At 47.6% G+C, this 20,111-nt stretch carries 16 protein-coding genes, 1 tRNA gene and 2 pseudogenes; 7 read left to right on the top strand and 12 right to left on the bottom strand.

The features are described from left to right. The first annotated feature begins 81 nt into the window (after positions 1-81). Positions 82-999 carry a WYL domain-containing protein gene (locus QZ323_RS12545; RefSeq protein ID WP_294635021.1) on the top strand — a complete coding sequence of 306 codons (918 nt, stop codon included), beginning with the start codon at positions 82-84 and terminating at the stop codon, positions 997-999. 17 nt (positions 1,000-1,016) lie between these two features. Here QZ323_RS12545 and QZ323_RS12540 read toward each other — a convergent pair whose 3' ends face one another. Both QZ323_RS12540 and QZ323_RS12535 read right to left on the bottom strand, forming a co-directional pair. After that, positions 1,017-1,352 (bottom strand): hypothetical protein, encoded by a 336-nt coding sequence (locus QZ323_RS12540; RefSeq protein ID WP_294635020.1) that lies wholly within the window; start codon positions 1,350-1,352, stop codon positions 1,017-1,019. Then, positions 1,349-1,657 (bottom strand): septum formation initiator family protein, encoded by a 309-nt coding sequence (locus QZ323_RS12535; RefSeq protein WP_294635019.1) that lies wholly within the window; start codon positions 1,655-1,657, stop codon positions 1,349-1,351. Before QZ323_RS12535 ends, QZ323_RS12540 begins: the two co-directional genes overlap by 4 nt. A gap of 146 nt (positions 1,658-1,803) precedes the next feature. Between QZ323_RS12535 and QZ323_RS12530 the strand changes: the two genes are divergently transcribed. Further along, positions 1,804-3,624, top strand: a complete 1,821-nt coding sequence (locus QZ323_RS12530; protein WP_294635018.1) for a DNA polymerase III subunit gamma/tau — start codon at positions 1,804-1,806, stop codon at positions 3,622-3,624. A 157-nt stretch (positions 3,625-3,781) separates the two neighbouring features. Here the strand turns inward: QZ323_RS12530 and QZ323_RS12525 are convergent, their stop codons facing one another. Further along, positions 3,782-4,483 carry a porin family protein gene (locus QZ323_RS12525; protein WP_294635016.1) on the bottom strand — a complete coding sequence of 234 codons (702 nt, stop codon included), beginning with the start codon at positions 4,481-4,483 and terminating at the stop codon, positions 3,782-3,784. 175 nt (positions 4,484-4,658) lie between these two features. Between QZ323_RS12525 and QZ323_RS12520 the strand changes: the two genes are divergently transcribed. Further along, a complete protein-coding gene (locus QZ323_RS12520; protein WP_294635014.1) occupies positions 4,659-4,829 on the top strand; it encodes a 4Fe-4S binding protein in 171 nt (56 codons plus the stop codon). Between the two features lie 291 nt (positions 4,830-5,120). Here QZ323_RS12520 and QZ323_RS12515 read toward each other — a convergent pair whose 3' ends face one another. From QZ323_RS12515 to QZ323_RS12500, 4 genes are all read right to left on the bottom strand, one after another. After that, complete coding sequence (locus QZ323_RS12515) at positions 5,121-6,314, bottom strand: pyridoxal phosphate-dependent aminotransferase (RefSeq protein ID WP_294635013.1); 1,194 nt, start codon at positions 6,312-6,314, stop codon at positions 5,121-5,123. A gap of 76 nt (positions 6,315-6,390) precedes the next feature. Further along, positions 6,391-7,605, bottom strand: a complete 1,215-nt coding sequence (locus tag QZ323_RS12510) for a bifunctional 3,4-dihydroxy-2-butanone-4-phosphate synthase/GTP cyclohydrolase II (protein WP_294635012.1) — start codon at positions 7,603-7,605, stop codon at positions 6,391-6,393. A gap of 26 nt (positions 7,606-7,631) precedes the next feature. Then, positions 7,632-9,533 carry an LptF/LptG family permease gene (locus QZ323_RS12505; protein WP_294635011.1) on the bottom strand — a complete coding sequence of 634 codons (1,902 nt, stop codon included), beginning with the start codon at positions 9,531-9,533 and terminating at the stop codon, positions 7,632-7,634. Between the two features lie 76 nt (positions 9,534-9,609). After that, on the bottom strand, positions 9,610-9,996 hold the full coding sequence (locus QZ323_RS12500) for an START-like domain-containing protein (protein ID WP_294635010.1): 387 nt from the start codon (positions 9,994-9,996) through the stop codon (positions 9,610-9,612). A gap of 455 nt (positions 9,997-10,451) precedes the next feature. On the opposite strand from QZ323_RS12500, the gene QZ323_RS12495 reads away from it, so the two are divergent. Continuing rightward, positions 10,452-10,525: transfer RNA gene (locus QZ323_RS12495), tRNA-Met, on the top strand. A 243-nt stretch (positions 10,526-10,768) separates the two neighbouring features. Here the strand turns inward: QZ323_RS12495 and guaA are convergent. The 5 genes and pseudogenes from guaA to QZ323_RS12470 all read right to left on the bottom strand — a co-directional run bounded on the left by guaA (position 10,769) and on the right by QZ323_RS12470 (position 16,717). Then, a complete protein-coding gene (gene guaA / locus QZ323_RS12490; protein WP_294635009.1) occupies positions 10,769-12,076 on the bottom strand; it encodes a glutamine-hydrolyzing GMP synthase in 1,308 nt (435 codons plus the stop codon). 360 nt (positions 12,077-12,436) lie between these two features. Further along, positions 12,437-13,321 (bottom strand): DMT family transporter, encoded by an 885-nt coding sequence (locus QZ323_RS12485; protein ID WP_294635008.1) that lies wholly within the window; start codon positions 13,319-13,321, stop codon positions 12,437-12,439. 360 nt (positions 13,322-13,681) lie between these two features. Next, positions 13,682-14,878, bottom strand: a pseudogene (locus tag QZ323_RS12480) (AGE family epimerase/isomerase). Positions 14,879-14,944: 66 nt separating this feature from the next. Next, positions 14,945-15,795 (bottom strand): annotated as a pseudogene (locus tag QZ323_RS12475) (MFS transporter); the annotation flags it as partial. Between the two features lie 34 nt (positions 15,796-15,829). Then, positions 15,830-16,717, bottom strand: a complete 888-nt coding sequence (locus QZ323_RS12470) for an AraC family transcriptional regulator (RefSeq protein WP_294635007.1) — start codon at positions 16,715-16,717, stop codon at positions 15,830-15,832. A gap of 244 nt (positions 16,718-16,961) precedes the next feature. Between QZ323_RS12470 and QZ323_RS12465 the strand changes: the two genes are divergently transcribed. The 3 genes from QZ323_RS12465 (at position 16,962) to QZ323_RS12455 (ending at position 19,713) form a co-directional block, all read left to right on the top strand. Next, positions 16,962-17,957: an aldo/keto reductase gene (locus tag QZ323_RS12465; protein ID WP_294635006.1), complete on the top strand. Its 996-nt coding sequence runs from the start codon at positions 16,962-16,964 to the stop codon at positions 17,955-17,957. Positions 17,958-18,319: 362 nt separating this feature from the next. Continuing rightward, positions 18,320-18,952 carry a DUF4136 domain-containing protein gene (locus tag QZ323_RS12460; protein WP_294635005.1) on the top strand — a complete coding sequence of 211 codons (633 nt, stop codon included), beginning with the start codon at positions 18,320-18,322 and terminating at the stop codon, positions 18,950-18,952. 131 nt (positions 18,953-19,083) lie between these two features. After that, entirely contained in the window at positions 19,084-19,713 is a 630-nt protein-coding gene (locus tag QZ323_RS12455; protein WP_294635004.1) for an outer membrane beta-barrel protein, read from the top strand. The last annotated feature ends 398 nt before the right edge of the window (positions 19,714-20,111 follow it).

The raw sequence follows: 20,111 nt of genomic DNA, 5'->3' as shown, positions 1-20,111 counted from the left end.
CTTGAAAATTAGATGTTTAACAGCATAAATTTAAATTTTGTCATCTACTAAAATTTTTGCAACAAAAAAGAAGAAACATTTATGGCAAAAGACATGTTCAAAAAATACATCTGGATAGTGAACAAGCTATACACTACCGGAGGCATTTCTTACAAGGAATTAGCGAAAGCATGGGAAAACAGCATACAGAACGATGAAGGAAGCACCATTCCCAAACGCACATTCGATGATTACCGAAACGCGATAGAGAACACATTCGACCTCAATATCTCGTGTGATGCTTCGGATGGCTATAAATACAAGCTATGCGATGCCGAAAGCCTGCGGAAAGACACCGTGAAAAGTTGGCTGTTAAACTCATTCGCCGTGAACAACTGCATACAGGAAAGCCGCAGATTGAAACAAAGAATCCTCTTTGAGCGGATTCCTTCGGGAAACGAATCGTTGATGCGCATCATCCAAGCCATGCAAGAAAACAAGACCATCCGCCTGACTTATCAAAGTTTCCATCATAGCCAACCGTCCACTTTTCCGGCAGAACCTTATTGCGTCAAAGTCTTCAAACAACGCTGGTATATGGTTGCCCACAATCCTGAAAAGAATTGCATTGGCATTTATGCCCTCGACCGCATACAGCGGCTGGAACTGACGGATGAAACTTTCACTTTTCCCGAAACTTTTGATGCCGAAGCCTATTTCCGAGACAGCTACGGCATCATGGTAACTCCCGAAGAGTTGGACGTCGAAACGATACGCATCAAAGTGTCGGACAAGAACAACAAACGTAAATATCTTCGGCTGTTGCCGCTGCACCATTCGCAAGAAGAGACTGAAAAGCATTCGGACTACTCCGTCTTTACTTACCGCCTCTACCCCACTTACGACTTTTTCCAGGAAATCCTTTCACACGGCGGAGAAGTCGAGGTACTGTCTCCAGAGTGGGTACACAAAGAATTTAAAGAATTGATAGAAGATATGCTCAGACAATATTTGCCATAAATAACCATATCTCCGAATTACTCTTTTTCTTCCTCCTGCGGAATACGGATAGAGGTATACAATTCCAATATGGCAGCTACCGTCAGACAAACGATCCATTCGTTGCCATGAGTGAATAGCATAAAAGCACCGGTAAGCACCAGCAGCAAAGCTCCGAAAATCTGCTGGCGGCGAAGGCGCTTCACTGTGGTTTTAGTACTTCGGGAAGGGGAATTGACCTGCGCCAATGCCACCATCGTGGCACCGACTGTATATATATAAGGTGCAAACTCCCAACCAGTGATATACACGGCAGAACCAAACAGCACCATTACGGCACCAACTACAAACAAGGCAGGTATCAAGGATTTCATTCTTCAAGATCTTTTTCAAACACATAAATATCTTCATCGGGCTTCTTCATCAGGTATTTCTCACGCGCAATGCGCTCAATAGCTCCCGAATCCACAGCCAACTCATTCAGCCGCTCCGTATTTTGTTCATATTCTGCCCGATATTTTTCAATCTCAGCATTCAAATGGCTGATCTCACGAGCAAACCCTAAACGACGCACAATACTGTTCTCGTCAAGGAAGCCGACAATCACGGCAAATACAGCAAGCGTAATCAAATACTTATTCTTGCTGACAAAGGTCCAAAGCGTCGCCAATCTATTCATTGATAAACAATTTAATAAATGAAAGTATCTATAAACAGCAGAAGCCGGAGTCAGCTTCTCGCTACAAAGATAAGGGGAATAAGTGAGAAAATTCCTTTTTTTTTGTACATTTGCACAAATTGTAATGGACAAGAATATCCCAAATCATGGAAAACTATATTGTATCAGCACGAAAGTACCGTCCTGCCACCTTCGATTCGGTAGTAGGACAACGTGCCCTGACTACCACCCTAAAGAATGCCATTGCCACCGGCAAACTGGCACATGCCTACTTGTTTTGTGGTCCACGCGGCGTAGGAAAAACAACTTGCGCCCGCATATTCGCCAAGACGATCAACTGCATGAGCCCTACTCCCGACGGAGAGGCATGCAATCAATGTGAATCATGCACGGCTTTCAACGAACAACGGTCGTACAATATCCATGAATTGGACGCCGCGTCCAACAACTCGGTAGATGACATCCGCCAATTGGTGGAACAAGTACGCATTCCGCCCCAGATAGGAAGATACAAGGTGTACATCATTGACGAGGTGCACATGTTGTCTGCATCTGCTTTCAATGCTTTCCTGAAAACATTGGAAGAACCGCCCCGCCATGCCATCTTCATCCTCGCCACCACGGAAAAGCATAAGATTCTGCCAACGATTCTTTCGCGCTGCCAGATATATGACTTCAACCGCATCAGTACGGAAGACACGGTGGCGCACCTGGCTTACGTTGCCTCGAAAGAAGGTATCAGCGCTGAACCGGAAGCACTGAATGTTATCGCTTTGAAAGCTGACGGAGGTATGCGTGACGCCTTGTCCATATTCGACCAAGTAGTCAGTTTCACCGGCGGGCACATCAGTTACCAAAGCGTAATTGAAAATCTGAACGTGCTGGATTATGAGTATTATTTCCGACTGACAGAACACTTTTTAGCCAACCAGGTAAGTGATGCCCTGTTGCTGCTAAACGATGTTCTGAACAAGGGATTCGATGCCAACCATTTTATAACAGGGTTGTCTTCACATTTCCGCGACCTGTTGGTAAGCAAAGATCCGGCTACCCTGCCCCTGCTTGAAGTAGGAGCCAGCATACGCGAACGTTATCAGGCACAGGCACAAAAATGCCCGTTGCCCTTCCTTTACCGTGCCATGAAGCTTTGTAACGACTGCGACTTGAACTATCGTGCAAGCAAAAACAAGCGTCTGCTGATGGAGCTTACCCTGATACAAGTGGCGCAGCTTACCGCCGAAAATGACGATGTAAGTGGTGGGCGTAGCCCTAAACAAGTCATAAAACCCATATCTTCACAACCTGCTTCTGTTCAACAGGCGCAGGCTACAGTCGGTACAAACCCATCAAGTCCTGCGCAGCAGACAGCTGCTTCGCAGAAGGTCTCTACGCCATCGCAATCACAGCAAACGAATCCGCAAGCAGCCCAACGCCCCATTCCCAACACCGTGTTAATGGCACAGGGAAAAGAGGAAAAGAAAATACCGGTCATGAAAATGGGTGGTTTGGGCATCTCTATCAAGCGCCCGCAGGGCGATGAAGGACAAAAGCAAATGCCCGAAGCTACCGCCGAGCAAAGAAATGCGCAACAACCGGAAGAAGATTTCATCTTCAACGAGAAGGACGTAAACTACTATTGGCAAGAATATGCCGGAAGACTCCCCAAAGAGCAGGTTGCTTTGGCTAAGCGCATGCAGGTGATTCATCTGACAATGACAGATGCTGTCACTTTTGAGGTTGTAGTGGAAAATGATATTGCTGCCAAAGAATTCATTGAATTAACACCGACTCTACAAGACTATCTGCGCAAACGACTCAAAAACAGCAAAGCTACCATGAAGGTCCGCATCAGTGCCCCCAACGAGAAAGTACGTGCCTATAGCCGAGTGGAGAAATTCCAGATGATGGCACAAAAAAACAGCGCACTATTACAACTGAAAGATGAATTCGGGCTTGAATTTTATTAAAAGTATAGAGAGAATAGGAATTATCGGGAGCCCAAAGGAGTTAGTCGAGAGTCAGAAGGAGTTAGTCGGGAGTTATCGGCCGATACTTTTGTTTAAAGGAGGGGGAAAGAGGGAGTTAAAGTTAAAGCTTTGAGTTCCCTTGCAAACGATCAGCCGGTTACTCAAAATAGAAGGTTAGCACAATCATGCGGGAAGTAATCTTATCAACCGACTGTGTGAACTTCAACAGCGACTGATCGGTAAGGTCCTTACGCTCTTTCTTTATCAGATTGGACAATCCGAAACAAAACTTTAGTTCAGGAATCAACTTAAAATAAGGTAAATAGAAATCGCAGCCCAAACCGACTTCCACATAGCAGTCAAAAGGCTTCACCAACAAAGCTCCTTGCTTCTTCACGCTAAAATCATACGTAGGGGCAATACCTGCCATCAGGTAAGGACGGTAGTTATTAAAACGTTCGGCAGCAAATTTTAAATCGACCGGAACAGAAAGATAAGCGGACTTCATCGATTGCGCATATTCTTCCCCACTCTCCTGCTCGCGAAACACGACTTTCTTATCACCAAAATGCAACGTCGGCACAAAACGCAAAGAGAGGAACTGGTTTAAATAAAGCTCACTCAGCACGCCGACCGTGAATCCGGGCGAATATTCCGGAACATCCGCAAACCAGCTTTGCCCATCTTCCGTCACATAGCCGGTATTCACCAATTTATAATCTTGCAAATGGATACCAGCCAAAAAGCCATAATGCCACTTCCGCTGATCGACGTACGGGCGATTCTGCACCTTACGCTTCTGTGCCGAGGCACCGAAAGCAAGGAGTAAAGACAGGATTATCAGACAAATGCGTTTCACAACCATAAAAACGACAAAAGAGGCATTTTATTGCATTCGCTTTTTACATTCCTCCTTTCATTATTTAGACGTCATATAAATTAATAGATTTTAGGCATGATTGATAACAACCAATTAAGAAAACCACTATTTTTGTCAGGTAAATTAGTACTAATAATTTAAAATTTGAAGAAAAATGGCTTACGTAATCAGTGACAGTTGTGTTGCTTGTGGCACTTGTATCGACGAATGTCCGGTAGGAGCAATCTCAGAAGGTGATATCTATTCTATCGATCCTGAAGCTTGCACAGAGTGTGGTACTTGTGCTGATGTTTGTCCGTCTGAAGCAATTCACCCGGCAGAATAATAACAACAACAGGAAAAAGAAACAAAAGCCCGGTCTCAAATTCTTGAGATCGGGCTTTTATTTTGACTTTTCAATACAAGCAGCCGTAGTTTGTTTCGAGGCCAATCCGAAAAATCGGAAGAAATCGTAATAATTCCAACGCCGGAAAAGTTTATTTTGTCTCACGAGACGGATAAATTCGTCCCGTAAGCTGAAAATTTTCATCTCATGGGATCATTTTTTTTGTCCCACGAGACGAAATCATCCGTCTCGTGAGACAAATTTTGCAATCTATTTTCTTGGGCTAATTCCTTACTTCAGCTTTGCCAACGCCTCTTTGATGCGACGGATAGCTTCCACTATATTCTCATCGCTTGTAGCATAACTCATACGAATGCATTCAGGAGCACCGAATGAAGTTCCACCCACGCAAGCCACATGAGCAACCTCCAGCAGGTACATTGCCAAGTCATCCGAGTTTTCGATCTTACGGTCACCAGCCGACTTGCCAAAGAAGGAATCGCACTTCGGGAACAGGTAGAAAGCTCCTTGAGGCACATTCACTTCAAATCCGGGCACTTCTTTCGCCAATTTCACAATCAAGTCGCGACGACGCTCAAACGCACGGCGCATCTCTTCTACCGGAACCTGTGTACCTGTGTAAGCTACCTCGGCTGCTTTCTGCGATACAGAACAAGGACCGGAAGTATATTGTCCCTGAAGTTTGTTGCACGCCTTCACCAACCATTCCGGACCGGCAACGAAACCGATACGCCAGCCTGTCATGGCATACGCCTTAGAGACACCGTTCACGATCACTGTACGCTCTTTCATGTCAGGGAACTGGGCTATGCTCTGATGCTTGCCTACATAGTTGATATGCTCATAGATCTCATCGGCAATGACAACCACCTGCGGATGCTTAGCCAATACGTCAGCCAGTCCTCTCAACTCTTCCTGCGTATAAACAGAACCGGTCGGATTGGAAGGCGAACAAAGGATCAAAGCTTTGGTCTTCGGAGTGATGGCCGCCTCCAGTTGTGCAGGGGTAATCTTGAAATCCTGCTCAATGCCTGCCGAAACAATCACCGGAGTTCCTTCTGCCAGCTTTACCATTTCCGGATAACTAACCCAGTAGGGAGCAGGCACAATCACTTCGTCACCCGGATTCACCAGTACCAATATGGCATTGCAAACCGACTGCTTGGCACCGTTAGCACATGAGATTTGTGCGGCTGTATATTCCAGACCGTTTTCCTTTTTCAATTTCTCCACGATTGCATTACGCAAAGCCGGATATCCCGGAACCGGAGAATAACGAGAGAAGTTATCATCTATCGCTTTCTTCGCAGCCTCCTTGATATGGTCGGGAGTATTGAAATCGGGTTCTCCTACACTCAGGTTAATTACGTCAACGCCTTGAGCTTTCAGCTCGGCACTTTTTTGCGACATAGCCAGCGTCGCCGATGGCGACAAACTGTTCAAACGATCTGATAATTGATTCATTTTTCTATCTATTTTATGGTTATTGCATAAATTAAACTAAACTGCAAGATTTCTCTTTTTGATGTCGGGAGCAAATTTATTTATTGAAATGCAACATGTGTCCCATGCGTTCTTTCTTTGTGCGCAGATAGCGTTCATTATATGGATTGGGGGTCGTCTCGATGGAAACATTTTCAGTAATCTCCAGTCCATACGCCTCCAGTCCGACACGCTTCACCGGATTGTTCGTCAACAGCCTCATCTTGCGCACACCCAGTTCACGCAGAATCTGGGCACCCACACCGTAATCACGCTCATCGGCAAGATGTCCTAGGCAAATATTGGCATCCACCGTGTCCATTCCGTCTTCCTGCAACTTATAAGCCTTCATCTTCTCCATCAGTCCGATGCCACGGCCTTCTTGGTTCAGGTAGACAACCACTCCCTTACCGACTTCTTCAATCATTTCCATCGCCCGATGCAACTGTTCGCCACAATCGCAACGCATAGAACCGAAGATATCGCCCGTAGCACAGGAAGAGTGCACACGCACCAATATCGGTTCGTCTTCTTCCCATGTACCTTTGAACAGTGCCACATGCTCCAAGCCATTCGATTTCTGCTTGAATGGAATCAAACGGAAATGTCCGTGTTCGGTAGGCATATCTACCTCCACTCCTTTCTCCACAATAGATTCTTGCTTCAAGCGATAGGCTATCATGTCGCGGATAGAAATCAGTTTCAGATTATACTCATCTGCCATTTTTCTTAATTCGGGCAGACGTGCCATCGTACCGTCCTCGTTCATGATCTCCATAAGCGCACCTGCGGGATAGAGCCCAGCCAGACGTGCCATGTCGATAGTAGCTTCCGTATGTCCGGCACGGCGCAGGACTCCTTTTTCCTGGGCATACAGAGGATTGATATGTCCTGGACGTCCGAAAGTGGCAGGAGTAGATGCAGGATCGGCAAGCGCCTTGATGGTGGCAGCGCGGTCGGTAGCAGAGACCCCGGTTGAGCAGCCTTCCAGCTTATCGATAGTAACCGTGAAAGGGGTTCCCAAAACAGAAGTATTGTCACTCACCTGATGCGGCAAATCCAACTCTTTGCAACGGGAAACGGTTATCGGCGCACAGAGTACGCCACGTGCGTGCTTCAACATGAAGTTCACTTTTTCCGGAGTAATCATCTCCGCGGCAATAATCAGGTCGCCTTCGTTTTCGCGGTCTTCATCGTCCACCACAATCACAAAGTTACCGGCCTTGAAGTCTTCAATCGCCTCTTCTATTGTATTCAATTTCACTTTTTCCATTCTGGATTCTCCTTCAAATATTTAGGTTATTTCAGATTAGTTTCTATGATCTGTCGGATTTCGTCATCGGTTTTGATGATTCTCTCCAGGTCTTTGCCCAACCGCACACGGAACATCCAAATACGGAAGTAGAAGAACAGACCTACCGGCAACACCACTCCGCACGCCAGATTCAGCCATGAATGGTTGAAAGGACGCAAATGGGCATGCACGGAAATGATGGGATAGGTGTTCAATGCATTCAGCAAATAAACAGAGCGGGTGTTGGACATCTCTTCCACCAATGTTTCGAGGCGCTCGTTTATCTGTTCTATATCCTTTTCGCCACTCGGCTCTTGCATCCACAGTTTCAGATAATTGGGTACGCGTTTCAATGCATTGTTTTCCATATAGATGCGGCAGTCGTCCGTCAGTGCCTGCAAGTCGCCGGGCAGACGGGCATAGTCGGGATCGTGTATGACCACTTCCTTGCGGAACAAGTGGCGGACGCTACGGATTCCCAATACCTTCTTGAACCAATTGACATAAGCATCGGCATTCAGCACTACCGAGTCATTGTTCGACTTATAAGTGAGGAACATTCCCAACGGAGCCAATATAGCGGTACTGGTCCACATACCCGTCCATACAATCCACTGTCCGTCACGTGCCATCTTAAAGCCTGTATTATTAATGATGTAATAGATGATAAATATGAGCACCGATACGACAACCGGCATTCCCAATCCTCCCTTACGGATAATGCCCCCCAACGGAGCACCGATGAAGAAGAATATAAGGCATGCCACAGAAAGTGTCAGTTTCTCATGCCACGAGGTCATGTGGCGACGCAAGCTGGTATCCGTCTGCGAAACACTGTAGCTCTTGAAACTCCAGTCACTCCCCACACTTCCGGCACGGCTGACAGCGGCAGTGATGATCTTTTGTTTCTGTGCCAGGGTAGCCGCATTGAACAGGCTGTCCACATCATAATCGGTCAAAGAGGCTTCCTGTATCTTAAGCGTGTCGGCTTTCTTCAGTTCAGCAGTTATCTTATAGGTACCGTTCATGGCTTCGTTGAAGTAACTGCGGCCCACACTATCGTTCTGTACGCTCATGGAGTCGATGCCCGCCTGAAGCATCTTCATATTCTTGCTCATGGACTGATTGCTCATGATACCGGCATCCACCATATTGAAGTCTGAATCAAACTCAATGATGGCATGTTTCTCGCGAAACGCTTCACGGCGATAAGGCACGTTCTTCTGGTTCATGTTCTGCGACTTCAGGTTCTCGAACTGTTCGCCGTCATACAGATGCAAGTACAGGTGTTGCTTGTCCGCAGTCATCTCCAGTCTGCCGGAGTCCGACTTGATGATTTGCGCATTCTCAAAGCCTTTCTCAAAATTGTAGATCAGTACGTCATAAAGCATACCTGTCTTCCGGTTCTTATGCTTGACATAAAGGTTATAGCCGTCTATCTCGTCGTAGAAGACGCCTTCGGGAATATCCAACTCCGGTGACTTCTGCTTCATAGAGATAATCAGCGTATAGAGTTTGGTGTATGCTTCCGGACCGATCACATTCTGAAAATAGAAGGAGACCCCGCTGATGAAAATAATAAAAACGATCAGCGGACGCATGATTTTAAGCAAGGAGATGCCTGCCGCTTTCATGGCAAGCAACTCAAAACGTTCGCCGAAATTACCAAAAGTGATAAGGGCTGCCAACAGAACAGCCAACGGCAATGAAACCGGCACCAGCGTAAGTGCGGAATAAAAGAAGAATTTAGCAAGGACACTTATCTCCAATCCTTTTCCCACCATTTCATCCACATACTTCCACAGGAACTGCATCATGAATATGAAAAGGCATATCAAAGAAGTGCCCATAAAGAGCATACAGAAGCTCTTCAATATAAATATATCTAACTTTTTTATGCGCAGCATTTTACTTATCTCATGCAATGAAGACACAAAATTAGCACAAAAAAGGGAGTGAGGAAAATTTTTATATCAAAGTTAACTAAAAACCGCACGTTCTCCGCAAAGTTTCGATCTGCGAATCCCACAGTTCACACAAATCGGATGCTTCATCCTCATCGGCAAAGTCGATTACTTCCAGCACGAAATCATTAGTCAATTCATTATTTGTCATTTTCAATTCAAAGTATTCCCGCTCATATTCGTCATCCAGCCAACGGAAGCGGATAAAGGAGAATGCACGCACGGCGATAATCTCTGCGTCACGATGTTCGTTCTTTCCCCAAAAGAAAGAGACAGTCTTATCATCCGACTGTACCCGGTCGGCAAACCAACCTTCCAACCCCGTGGGGGTGCTTATTGCAGACCACAAAATACTTTTGGATGTAGCGTTCAAAGGATATTCTTTATGAATTTTCAGTCTTTCCATAGCATATAGCTTTTATATTACGGTGCCAAGATAAATACTTTTTTCTAAATACAAAAAGGAAAACTTATTTTTATTCTACATTATACTTAAGAGCCGGTTTAAATTCTCTTCAAAAAGTTTTATCTTCAGCTTCTTTCGAGTTTCTTTTCGGTTCGTTTTCCTTTTCTTATTCATCACATAGCCCGTATGTGACGAATAAAAAACAGAAAAAACAGCCTCAAAAAGAGTTCTAAAAAGAAGGCTGAACAAAATTTAAACAAGCTCTAGCAATGCCTATCGGAACCAGCCGCCCCATTTCCACAACGAAATGCCAAACTGACACCAAACATTCGCATCACAGATGAGGAAATGGAGCCTTTTCAGACACCAATTGAAGAAAAAACAAAGAAAATAGGAAAAAAGTTTTGGTAGTTTTAAAAAAGAATGTATCTTTGCACCCGCAAACAAGAAATGATGGCGGGATAGCTCAGCTGGTTAGAGCGCATGATTCATAATCATGAGGTCCCCGGTTCAATCCCGGGTCCCGCTACTCAATGAAGATTTAGACTGTTGGGAGGCTTCCACTCTTAGCGGTCTTTTTTCTTTTATAGCCTCACGGAAATATCAACCTCTATATAAGAGCAATCATACAAAGGCGACCGGAAAACGGGGTCAGTCCGAAAAGTCCCATCTCTATATCCGGTATATCCGGCATACAGTTCATGCAAATCGGACATTGGGATATACAGATGGGACAAGTCTATATCAGTTCTTTGCTACAGAAAACGAGAGATCACTCCCACTCGATGGTCGCATTGGGTTTCGGCGACATATCGTAGCAAACGCGGTTTACATTCTTCACTTCTTTCAGTATGCGATCGGTAATCTTCATCAGGATGGGCCAATCGACCGGCTCAATAGTAGCAGTCATGGCGTCTACAGTGTTGACCGCACGGATGATGACGGGCCAGTCGAAAGAATGGGCATTGTCGCGTACGCCCACTGACTTGAAGTCGGGCACTACCGTGAAGTACTGCCATACTTTTTTATCCAAGCCGGCAAGACGGAACTCCTCACGCAGGATGGCATCCGATTCGCGGACAGCCTCCAGACGGTCGCGGGTGATTGCTCCCAGACAACGTACTCCCAAACCCGGACCAGGGAACGGCTGACGATAAACCATCTCGTACGGCAAGCCCAGTTCCAAACCGCAAGCACGAACCTCGTCTTTGAACAACTGGCGCAGAGGCTCTACCAACTGGAACTTCAGGTCTTCGGGCAATCCGCCTACATTGTGATGGGATTTCACCATCTTGGCAGTCTTCGTTCCGCTCTCTACGATGTCGGGATAGATGGTGCCCTGACCCAAGAAGTCGATACCATTCAGCTTACGTGCTTCTTCCTCGAACACGCGGATAAACTCGCCACCGATGATCTTCCGTTTCTTCTCAGGATCTTCCACGCCTGCCAGTTTATCAAGGAAACGGTCTGTTGCGTCCACGTAGACAAGATTTGCCTGCAACTGGTTCCGGAACACTTCGACCACATTTTCCGATTCCCCCTTGCGCATCAGGCCGTGGTTGACATGCACACACACCAGATTGTCGCCAATCGCCTTCAATAACAATGCTGCCACAACGGAACTGTCCACCCCGCCGGACAAGGCAAGCAGCACTTTCCGGTCGCCCACCTGACGTTTAATCAGTTCAACCTGGTCGTTGACAAAGTTCGTCATGTTCCAGTTGGCTTCCGCCTTGCAGGTGTCGAAGACGAAAGATTTCACAGCCACCTTAATAGCCTCGATATCATCGGTAAATGCATCCAATTTCACTTCGCAAGCAGCTTTGTCATGGCCGGCAGCCATTACGGGAATGCCCATCGAGTAGATGTCCGGATTCACGTCGATGGCTACACCGTCGATCACGTTGTTCGGACCGCCATTGATAATGATACCTTTCACGTTGGGCAGTGCTTCCAACTCTGCCACTGTGATGTCGTGAGGATAGATCTCACTATACACCCCTAATGCACGGATGGCGCGCGCAAATACCGTATTCTCATGACTACCTAAGTCAAGAATGACAATCATGTCCTGTTTCATCTGATTTCTTTTTATTTGGTTATTATATGGTTGATAGTTTGCTTCCGCTTCTAAATCACCTGCAAATATAAAAATTAAAAGAAATGATGCAATAGATTGACGTATCAAAGTTTTATTTCGGATACGGTGTTCTATATATAAAAGGAGTTAGAGGAATTATCACTTCGCTCCGCTTCATTAGGGTTAAGGAGTCAAAAGCCGATACTCGAATATGTGATGTAAAAGATTCCGGTATGTGATATCGAATATTCCAGTATGTGATGACAAGTATTCGGGTATGTGATATCAAGTATCCAGATACGTGATATCAAAAAATGCCGATTCATACTTCGGGGCGGACAAACTGAAGTTTTCCTTTTCTTATTTCTTCACCAAATATTGATTGAACATGATTCCCATTACAATCAGTACCAGACCGATATAAGTCGTCGCCACAATCTGCTCTCCCAACACGATGGAGATGAAGAACAGGGAAAGAAAGGGAGACAGGTAGCAAAGCTGATTGATCAGCGCCGGATTGGAAGTCTTCCGCATGGCGAGGCTGAAGCAGATAAAAGGAATGCCCATCTCGAACCCGCCTACATACATGCCCGACAAGACGCCTTGCCACGTACCGAAATCTACTCCTACCCCCGCAGCCCCTATCAGCAGATAGACCGTGCCGAACAGAAAACTCATGAACAAGGCAACGCTGCTGTCCGCCTCATCCTTGAACTTATTGTTCACCATCCAGTACATCGCCCACAGAAAAGCACTCAACACCGCCAGCAACAAGCCATGCACAGGGATGTCCATGCCTCCCGTCCAACCCGTACCGACGGAGATAAGCGTCACTCCACCCAACGAAATAAACATGCCGATGTACTTCTTCGGCGGAATGGGCTGTCGTGCAAACAGTGCCAGCAAGACGAGCAGTACAATGGGCCAAGCATAATTGACGGGCTGTGCCACCTGCGCAGGCAGAAGGTCGTAAGCCTTGAACAACACCAGGTAGTAAGCCACCGGATTCAGCAGCCCCAGCAAAGCGAAATATCCCCACTGGCGACCGGAAAGTCCCGCCACCAGCCGCCACTTCTTCTGAACGGTCAGCAAAAGGGTAAAGATGACCAACGAGGTACAACTGGCCACCAAAAGCATTTCAAAGTGAGTAAGATGCATCAGGGCGATCTTAAAAGCAGTGGCCACAGTGGACCAGCAGAGCACTGCGATGCAGGCATAAACAACGGCGCTTGTACTGTTCTTCATCGGTTTATATACGTTCTTCTTTTTTGAGTGAATGTCAAATCCTATGTCCGGCTACACCAGACGATTGTCATCTTTACCTCTGATCCTATGTCCGCCTGCATCAGACGATTATCAGCTTTACCTCTGATCCTATGCCCGCTTGCATCAGACAATCTTGCATCAGGCGATCTTGCATCCCCAATAAAGAGCGGCATCAGCCATAAGCAGGCTGCATGCAGCTCCTTCGAGACTGCAAAAGTAGCGTTTTTTCTGCAATACGATGCAACTGCGTCTCAGATATGGAAGAAGAAGACATGAAAAAGAAATCCCGATATTAATAAAACCGTCGCAATACAACAACTTCGGGTACGGACAGAACGTTTACGGGAAACGTTCCATTATCTCGAGGCACATACGGCCGTTGTGGTACGGGCACTTCCAGAATCCGGCTTTGTCGTCATCGGTATTCACTGTGCCATCGGCACGCACGCTCCAGTACCATTCGCCGCGCTGCCGGTCTATCAGGTGCTCGCGGATAAAGTCCCAGCAACGGAAAGTCTTCTGTAGCGCCACTTCATCGTCAAAGTGCTGATAGAGATTGATATGACCCACTACATTCTCTGCCTGCACCCACCAGTGACGGTCCGCATCCGTCAGCCGCTTGTCGAGGAAGGTTTCATACATCATCGAACCGTCGGCAGCCAGACCTTCATCGGCGGCTGCAGCGATGAATTCCACCAGTGGCTCCACCTTGTCCAGCAGTGCCTTGTCGCCCAACACCAGCGCCGCCTCGTGCAGCAACCAGGAAGCCTCGATGTCATGCCCGTAAGAGACAATGTTGTACCGACTGTGCCAGTCGTCGTCGAAGAAAAGTTTCAAGTGCCCGGTCTCGATATTCAGAATCTTGTCCATGAAGAGTTCGACGAGGTTATGCAACTGCCGCTTCAGGCGTTCGTCTTTCCACACGCAGTAAAGGTTCGTATAGGGTTCCAGGATGTGTAGGTGCGTATTCATCGTCTTGCGTTCGTTCTCGTCCTTCGCGCTGAGACGCATGTCTGCTATCTCGCCCCACTGGCGGGTAAGCGCTTCGCAATATCCGTTCTTCACGGGGTCGAAACTGTGTGCCTCGATGTCCTCGAACAGACGTACGGCATACTCCAGTGCTTCGGCATCGCTTGTGGCACGATGATATTCGCTCAGACCGTAGATGGCAAAGCCGATGGCGTAGATCTGCTTCTTCGTGTCCAGCGGAGAGCCTTTGTAGTCGAGCGACCAGTAGATGCCACCATATTCCTTGTCGTAGAAACGATCTATAATCACTCGCTTGGTACGCGTTGCTGTGGCAAGGTATTCCTCCCGCTTCAACAGACGGTAGGCTGCCGAAAACGTCTAGAGGATGCGGGCGTTCAGTATGGCACCCTTCTCCGTTTCCGGCATCAGGGTTCCGCTACTGGTGATGCGGTCGTAGAAACCGCCGTTCTTTTCATCCGTCATCTGCTGCATCCAGAAAGGGAGGATGCCGGTCAGCAACTCTTCTTCGAGTTCTTTTCTCAGGCTTTTGAGATTCATATCATTCATATTGCTAAATCGAATCACTCATATTGCTAAATCAAATCATCCATATTTATAAATCGATTCATCCTTTTACCGCACTACGTTCCGCACATTTTTCAGTTCTCGGTCGATCTCCTCCACGCGCTGCTTGGTCAGCGGATAGAAGTAGACCACCACGATGGCAAGCACAGCCACGGTAGCGGGAATCCAGCTCATCAGCAAGTTCAGACCGGTCAGCGCCTCCGCGGTCTGCACGGCACCTTCAGCTGTGTCATAACCGAAAGCCGCCAATATCCACATCACTGCCGCACCGCCCATGGCGCCTCCAAACTTCTGCGCCATCAACGAAGAGGAGAAGATCAGCCCCGTAGAAGCCGTTCCGTCCTTCAGTTCGGCATAGTCCGACACATCGGCGTACATGCTCCAGACGAGCGGGGAGACGACACCTGTGCATACGGAGATAACCACCTGCATCAGGAGCATCATCCAGCAACCGAACGCCGTGCAGGGCAGGTAGAAGAAGAGGATGCTCAGCACGGCCAGTGCGGCCATCGTGAGGATATACGTAGACTTCTTTCCCAACCTGCGCGACAGGGGGACGGCAAGCACCACGCCTGCCATGTTGGAGACTTCTCCTACACCGAGGAAGAGGCCTGCATAGAAGAGGATGGTGACGTCGCCCAGGTTCAGGAAGACGTCTTCACCGATGTAGTCCTTGAAGAAATAGGTCGCCGTGCGCCACGCACGGTGCTGAAGAGGTTGGAGCACAGCGCCGCACCGATGAGCAACCACTAGGGCACGTTGGTGAGCAACGACCTGAAGTCTTTCGCAACGGAGACGGTGGACAGGCTCTTCACATGTTCCTTCGTCAGGAGGAAGCAGAGCAGGAAGATGATGAAGCAGAGCGTAGCTATCACCATCATGGCGTACTGCCAAGCGTCGGTCAGCGAACCGGTCGCCTCCCCTCCCGGCACACTATATCAGAATCTTCGTCTTCCTGTAACTCTCCCTGAACTCCTTTGGCGAGCACCCCTTCTTCCGCTTGAACATCCGGTTGAAATTCGATAGGTTGTTGAATCCGCAGTCATAGCAGATTTCGGCAATGGTCCGTGTGGAATCGACCAGCAAGCGGGTGGCAAATCCCAGACGGATATCTATGATGTAATCGGAAAGCGTCTTCCCCGTGCGCAAGCGGAAGAAACGGCTGAACGACACCGCCGTCATGCCTACCAGGTCTGCCAACGTATTCAGACGGATCTCCTCCTGATAATGATCGGCTATGTATTTCTGCACCTTCTGCACCCGGCGGCTATCCGAGACGGTCTCTATCTTGGCAAACGAAGAACTGGACAACACCTTCGCGTCCTCATACTGAGAAAGTTCATAAAGTATGCGCAGGAAGTTCATCACCGCATAGAAGCCCTGCTCCTCGGCAGCCAGCCGGTCCAGCCAGTTGTAGACCTTCATGATGGCTTGCATCGGAAAGCTGATGCCACATTGTGCCTTCTCGAGCATGCGGCGGATGGAGTCGAACTGGTTCTTGTTGATGAAGTTCTGGAAGAACAGGTCGGAGGAGAACTGGATGGTTATCTCGCGTATCTCCGTCGAGGCACATTCATTCTGCTCCCACACGTGCTCCAGTTCCTTGCCGGTGATGAGCACCAGGTCATAATCTCCGATCACCTCGGCCGAATCGCCCACCACACGACGGACACCGGCCGCATGCTCCGTGAAGTTCAGCTCAAACTCGGCATGGCAATGGATGGGATAGGTGAACTCTGTCTTCCGACGGTCGGCGATGTAGAAGCAGTCACGGTCCGACAGAGGGGTTATCTCCCTCATGATGTAGTTTGCATTTTCCATACAGGTCAGTTAAAATAGTATTATGATTACCGCAAATATAACAGTTATTTTCCATCCGCAAGTTCCATAAGACGGATTATTTCAAGCCCAAAGACGAATTATTTCAAACCCAAAGACGGATTATTTCAAACCCAAAGACGGATTATTTCAAGCCCATCCCGCAAAACAAAACATCCTGCCTGCACTGTCTGTACAACTATTTTCCCTACATTTGCACATCGAATAACCCATTAAAACCCATAACATGATAAACCCCATCTACTCTCCCGACAACAACCGCTACGACAACGGCATGAAGTATCGCCGATGCGGACGAAGCGGCATCCTGCTGCCCGAAGTCTCCTTAGGCCTGTGGCATAACTTCGGCGATGTGAACACCCTCTCCAACGCCCTGTCCATGGCACATTACGCCTTCGACCAAGGCATCACCCATTTCGATCTTGCCAACAATTACGGCCCCTCTTACGGCTCAGCCGAAGAGACCTTCGGAATGATCATGAAGAAATCCCTCATGCCCTATCGCGACGAGCTGTTCATTTCCACAAAAGCCGGTCACGACATGTGGCCCGATCCCTACGGCAACTGGGGCTCACGGAAGTACCTGATGAACAGCCTCGACCAGAGCCTGAAGCGGATGAACCTGGACTACGTGGATATCTTCTATTCCCACCGCTACGACCCGGAAACACCCCTAGAAGAGACCCTGCAAACCCTCGTCGACATCGTCCGCCAAGGCAAGGCACTCTATGTAGGCATCTCCAAATATCCCAAAGAAGCCGCCGAGTTCGCCTACCGATACTTGGAAGAAAGAGATGTGCACTGCCTCCTCTATCAAGGCCGATACAACCTGTTCAACCGCGAACCGGAGGAACAAGGCCTCCTGCAACAAGCCCAAGAAAACGGTACAGGCTTCATCGCCTTCTCCCCCCTGGCACAGGGCCTGCTGACCAACCGCTATCTGAACGGCATCCCCGAAGATTCGCGCATCGCCCGGGGAGGTTTCCTCAAGAAAGAAGCTCTGACCGACGAAGTGTTAAGCAAGATCAAAGCCCTCGACGCCCTCGCCTCCCTCCGTGGGCAGACACTGGCCGAGATGGCATTGGCATGGGTCTTGAAAGACGATATGGTAACCTCCGTCATTGTCGGAGCAAGCTCAGTAGCACAGCTGAAGGACAACCTGCAAGGCATCAAGAACACGACCTTCTCTGCAGAAGAGATAGAGGCCATAAATAATATCTGATTTGAGTTCGTGAGTTTTTAAGTTGATGAGCTTTTGTTTTGTTTGAGTCCTTAAGTTATTCTCATTAATACGCCAACTTAAAAACTCATCAACTTAACTTCCAATCAATTTAAAGCCTCAATAACTTATCAACCCTTCAACTTAGAAAAAACAAGAACTCATCAACCCATCAACTCAAAAAGTTCAGAAAACTCATCAACTCAAAAACTTAAAGACTCAAAATCCCAACACGTTTTCCCGCAAAAGGATAGAAAATAAACCATTTTTTGCCGAACCTTTTTCCTTTTTATCTTGTTCATATACCAAAGGTCGGAGGTACCAAGACCGGATTTTAATATTAAACCTAAACATTATAATTGAATATGAAAAAATTAATTCCCCTGTTGATGATGGTCATGGCTTTTGTAGCCTGCGAGAAAGGCCCTGACATGGATAAACTGGACAACAAGTACCTGGTTTATACCAACTATGACACGAAAGCCGACTTCAAAGCTTTCCAAACCTACTACATGCCGGACAGCATCCTCATCATCAGCAACAAAAAAGAGGCCACATACTGGAAAGACGACAACGCCCAAGAGATTCTGAAAACCTACGTAACCAACATGAACAACCGCGGCTATGTCCGCGTGGACAACCGTAACGAAGCCAACCTCGGCTTGCAGGTCAGCTACATCGAAAGTACTTACTACTTCCGCGACTACGGAGCACCCGAATGGTGGTGGAACTACCCCGGCTACTGGGATGCACCCTACTGGGGAAACTGGGGCGGATGGTATTACCCCTATGCAGTGACTTACACCTACAGCACCGGAGCCTTCATCACCGAGATGCTCAACCTCGAAGCCACCCAAGGCGACAAACAGAAACTGCCCGTACTCTGGACCAGCTACATGAGCGGACTGCTCAGCGGCTCCAGCACAGTCAACATGCAACTGGCCGTGGAGGGCGTGAACCAAGCTTTCAACCAGTCTGCTTATCTGACAAACAAGTAGCCTGCAAGCAATCAGTAACAAGCCGTCCGGTTATCAAAAAAGTCCATCAGACTATCGGCAAAAGTCCGTCAGACTATCGACAAAAGTCCGTCCGGAAGCGGCCTATCCAATAACTTAAAACAATAAAAAGTATGAAAACTATAAAATATATCTCCATAAGAGTAGCGGCACTTATCGCCCTGACCCTCGTCTTCGCCCTGCCGACAAAGGCTCAAATGACCGATAACGGTTACGCCCACATCGACTGGCAGTACAATTTCCCCCTGAATAACCACTTTGCCGACAAATCCAGCGGATGGGGCATGAGTTTTGAAGGAGGTTACTACGTGACCGATCACTTCGCACTCGGAGCGTTCCTCGCCTATCACAGCAATCACGAGTATTTCGGACGTCAGATCCTGCCCATAGGCGAAAGCGGAAGCCTCAACACCGACCAGCAGCACACGTTGTTCCAGTTGCCCTTTGGCCTTGTCGGACGCTACACCTTCGACCGTGGCGGAGCCTTCCAACCCTATTTCGCCCTCAAGGCGGGTCCGCAGTATGCCAAGATGAAATCGACTTTCAATGTCTATGAGGCAAGCAAAAACACATGGGGATTCTATGTCTCTCCGGAGATCGGCCTCAGCATCTATCCCTGGGCTTACGGACCGGGCTTGCACATAGCCGCCTACTACAGCTACGCCACCAACAAAGGCGACCTGTTCACGTACAGCGTAGATGGTCTGAGCAATTTCGGGCTGCGCCTGGGCGTTGCATTCTGACTCTAACCGGTATTATAATACAAATGTAGACCAGAATGACATCGATTGAACATCTCAAAAGATGTAGAAAACGGAAATAACCCTTGCTATGCAGTTGGTTATTCCCGTTTTTCTACTAAAATAATAATAATCAATTCATGGAATATCTATAGAAATAATCCTCATTCTGATAATTAAATCCATATATGCAATTGTCATCCTCATCTATATCAAACATATAAGGCACTACATCAAACCTATATTTTGCAATAGAGTGTCCCTCGTAATCAAACTTTTCCAAACAAAATTTCTTCTCTTCTCCTTGGCACAAAGCATAAAAGAAATTTCTGCCGGCAACTATATTGATACTCGTTGGTTGAATTAAGAATCTAAATATTTACAAATGAAAAAGTTGCACA

It is taken from the genome of uncultured Bacteroides sp., from assembly GCF_910585845.1.
Taxonomy (GTDB): domain Bacteria; phylum Bacteroidota; class Bacteroidia; order Bacteroidales; family Bacteroidaceae; genus Bacteroides.
This window is presented reverse-complemented; position numbering and strand designations above follow the sequence as displayed.

Coding starts and splice junctions, on each gene's coding strand:
- QZ323_RS12545 (WP_294635021.1), top strand. CDS start 82: ATGGCAAAAGACATGTTCAAAAAATACATCTGGATAGTGAACAAGCTA.
- QZ323_RS12540 (WP_294635020.1), bottom strand. CDS start 1,352: ATGAAATCCTTGATACCTGCCTTGTTTGTAGTTGGTGCCGTAATGGTG.
- QZ323_RS12535 (WP_294635019.1), bottom strand. CDS start 1,657: ATGAATAGATTGGCGACGCTTTGGACCTTTGTCAGCAAGAATAAGTAT.
- QZ323_RS12530 (WP_294635018.1), top strand. CDS start 1,804: ATGGAAAACTATATTGTATCAGCACGAAAGTACCGTCCTGCCACCTTC.
- QZ323_RS12520 (WP_294635014.1), top strand. CDS start 4,659: ATGGCTTACGTAATCAGTGACAGTTGTGTTGCTTGTGGCACTTGTATC.
- QZ323_RS12515 (WP_294635013.1), bottom strand. CDS start 6,314: ATGAATCAATTATCAGATCGTTTGAACAGTTTGTCGCCATCGGCGACG.
- QZ323_RS12510 (WP_294635012.1), bottom strand. CDS start 7,605: ATGGAAAAAGTGAAATTGAATACAATAGAAGAGGCGATTGAAGACTTC.
- QZ323_RS12505 (WP_294635011.1), bottom strand. CDS start 9,533: ATGCTGCGCATAAAAAAGTTAGATATATTTATATTGAAGAGCTTCTGT.
- QZ323_RS12500 (WP_294635010.1), bottom strand. CDS start 9,996: ATGGAAAGACTGAAAATTCATAAAGAATATCCTTTGAACGCTACATCC.
- guaA (WP_294635009.1), bottom strand. CDS start 12,076: ATGAAACAGGACATGATTGTCATTCTTGACTTAGGTAGTCATGAGAAT.
- QZ323_RS12485 (WP_294635008.1), bottom strand. CDS start 13,321: ATGAAGAACAGTACAAGCGCCGTTGTTTATGCCTGCATCGCAGTGCTC.
- QZ323_RS12470 (WP_294635007.1), bottom strand. CDS start 16,717: ATGGAAAATGCAAACTACATCATGAGGGAGATAACCCCTCTGTCGGAC.
- QZ323_RS12465 (WP_294635006.1), top strand. CDS start 16,962: ATGATAAACCCCATCTACTCTCCCGACAACAACCGCTACGACAACGGC.
- QZ323_RS12460 (WP_294635005.1), top strand. CDS start 18,320: ATGAAAAAATTAATTCCCCTGTTGATGATGGTCATGGCTTTTGTAGCC.
- QZ323_RS12455 (WP_294635004.1), top strand. CDS start 19,084: ATGAAAACTATAAAATATATCTCCATAAGAGTAGCGGCACTTATCGCC.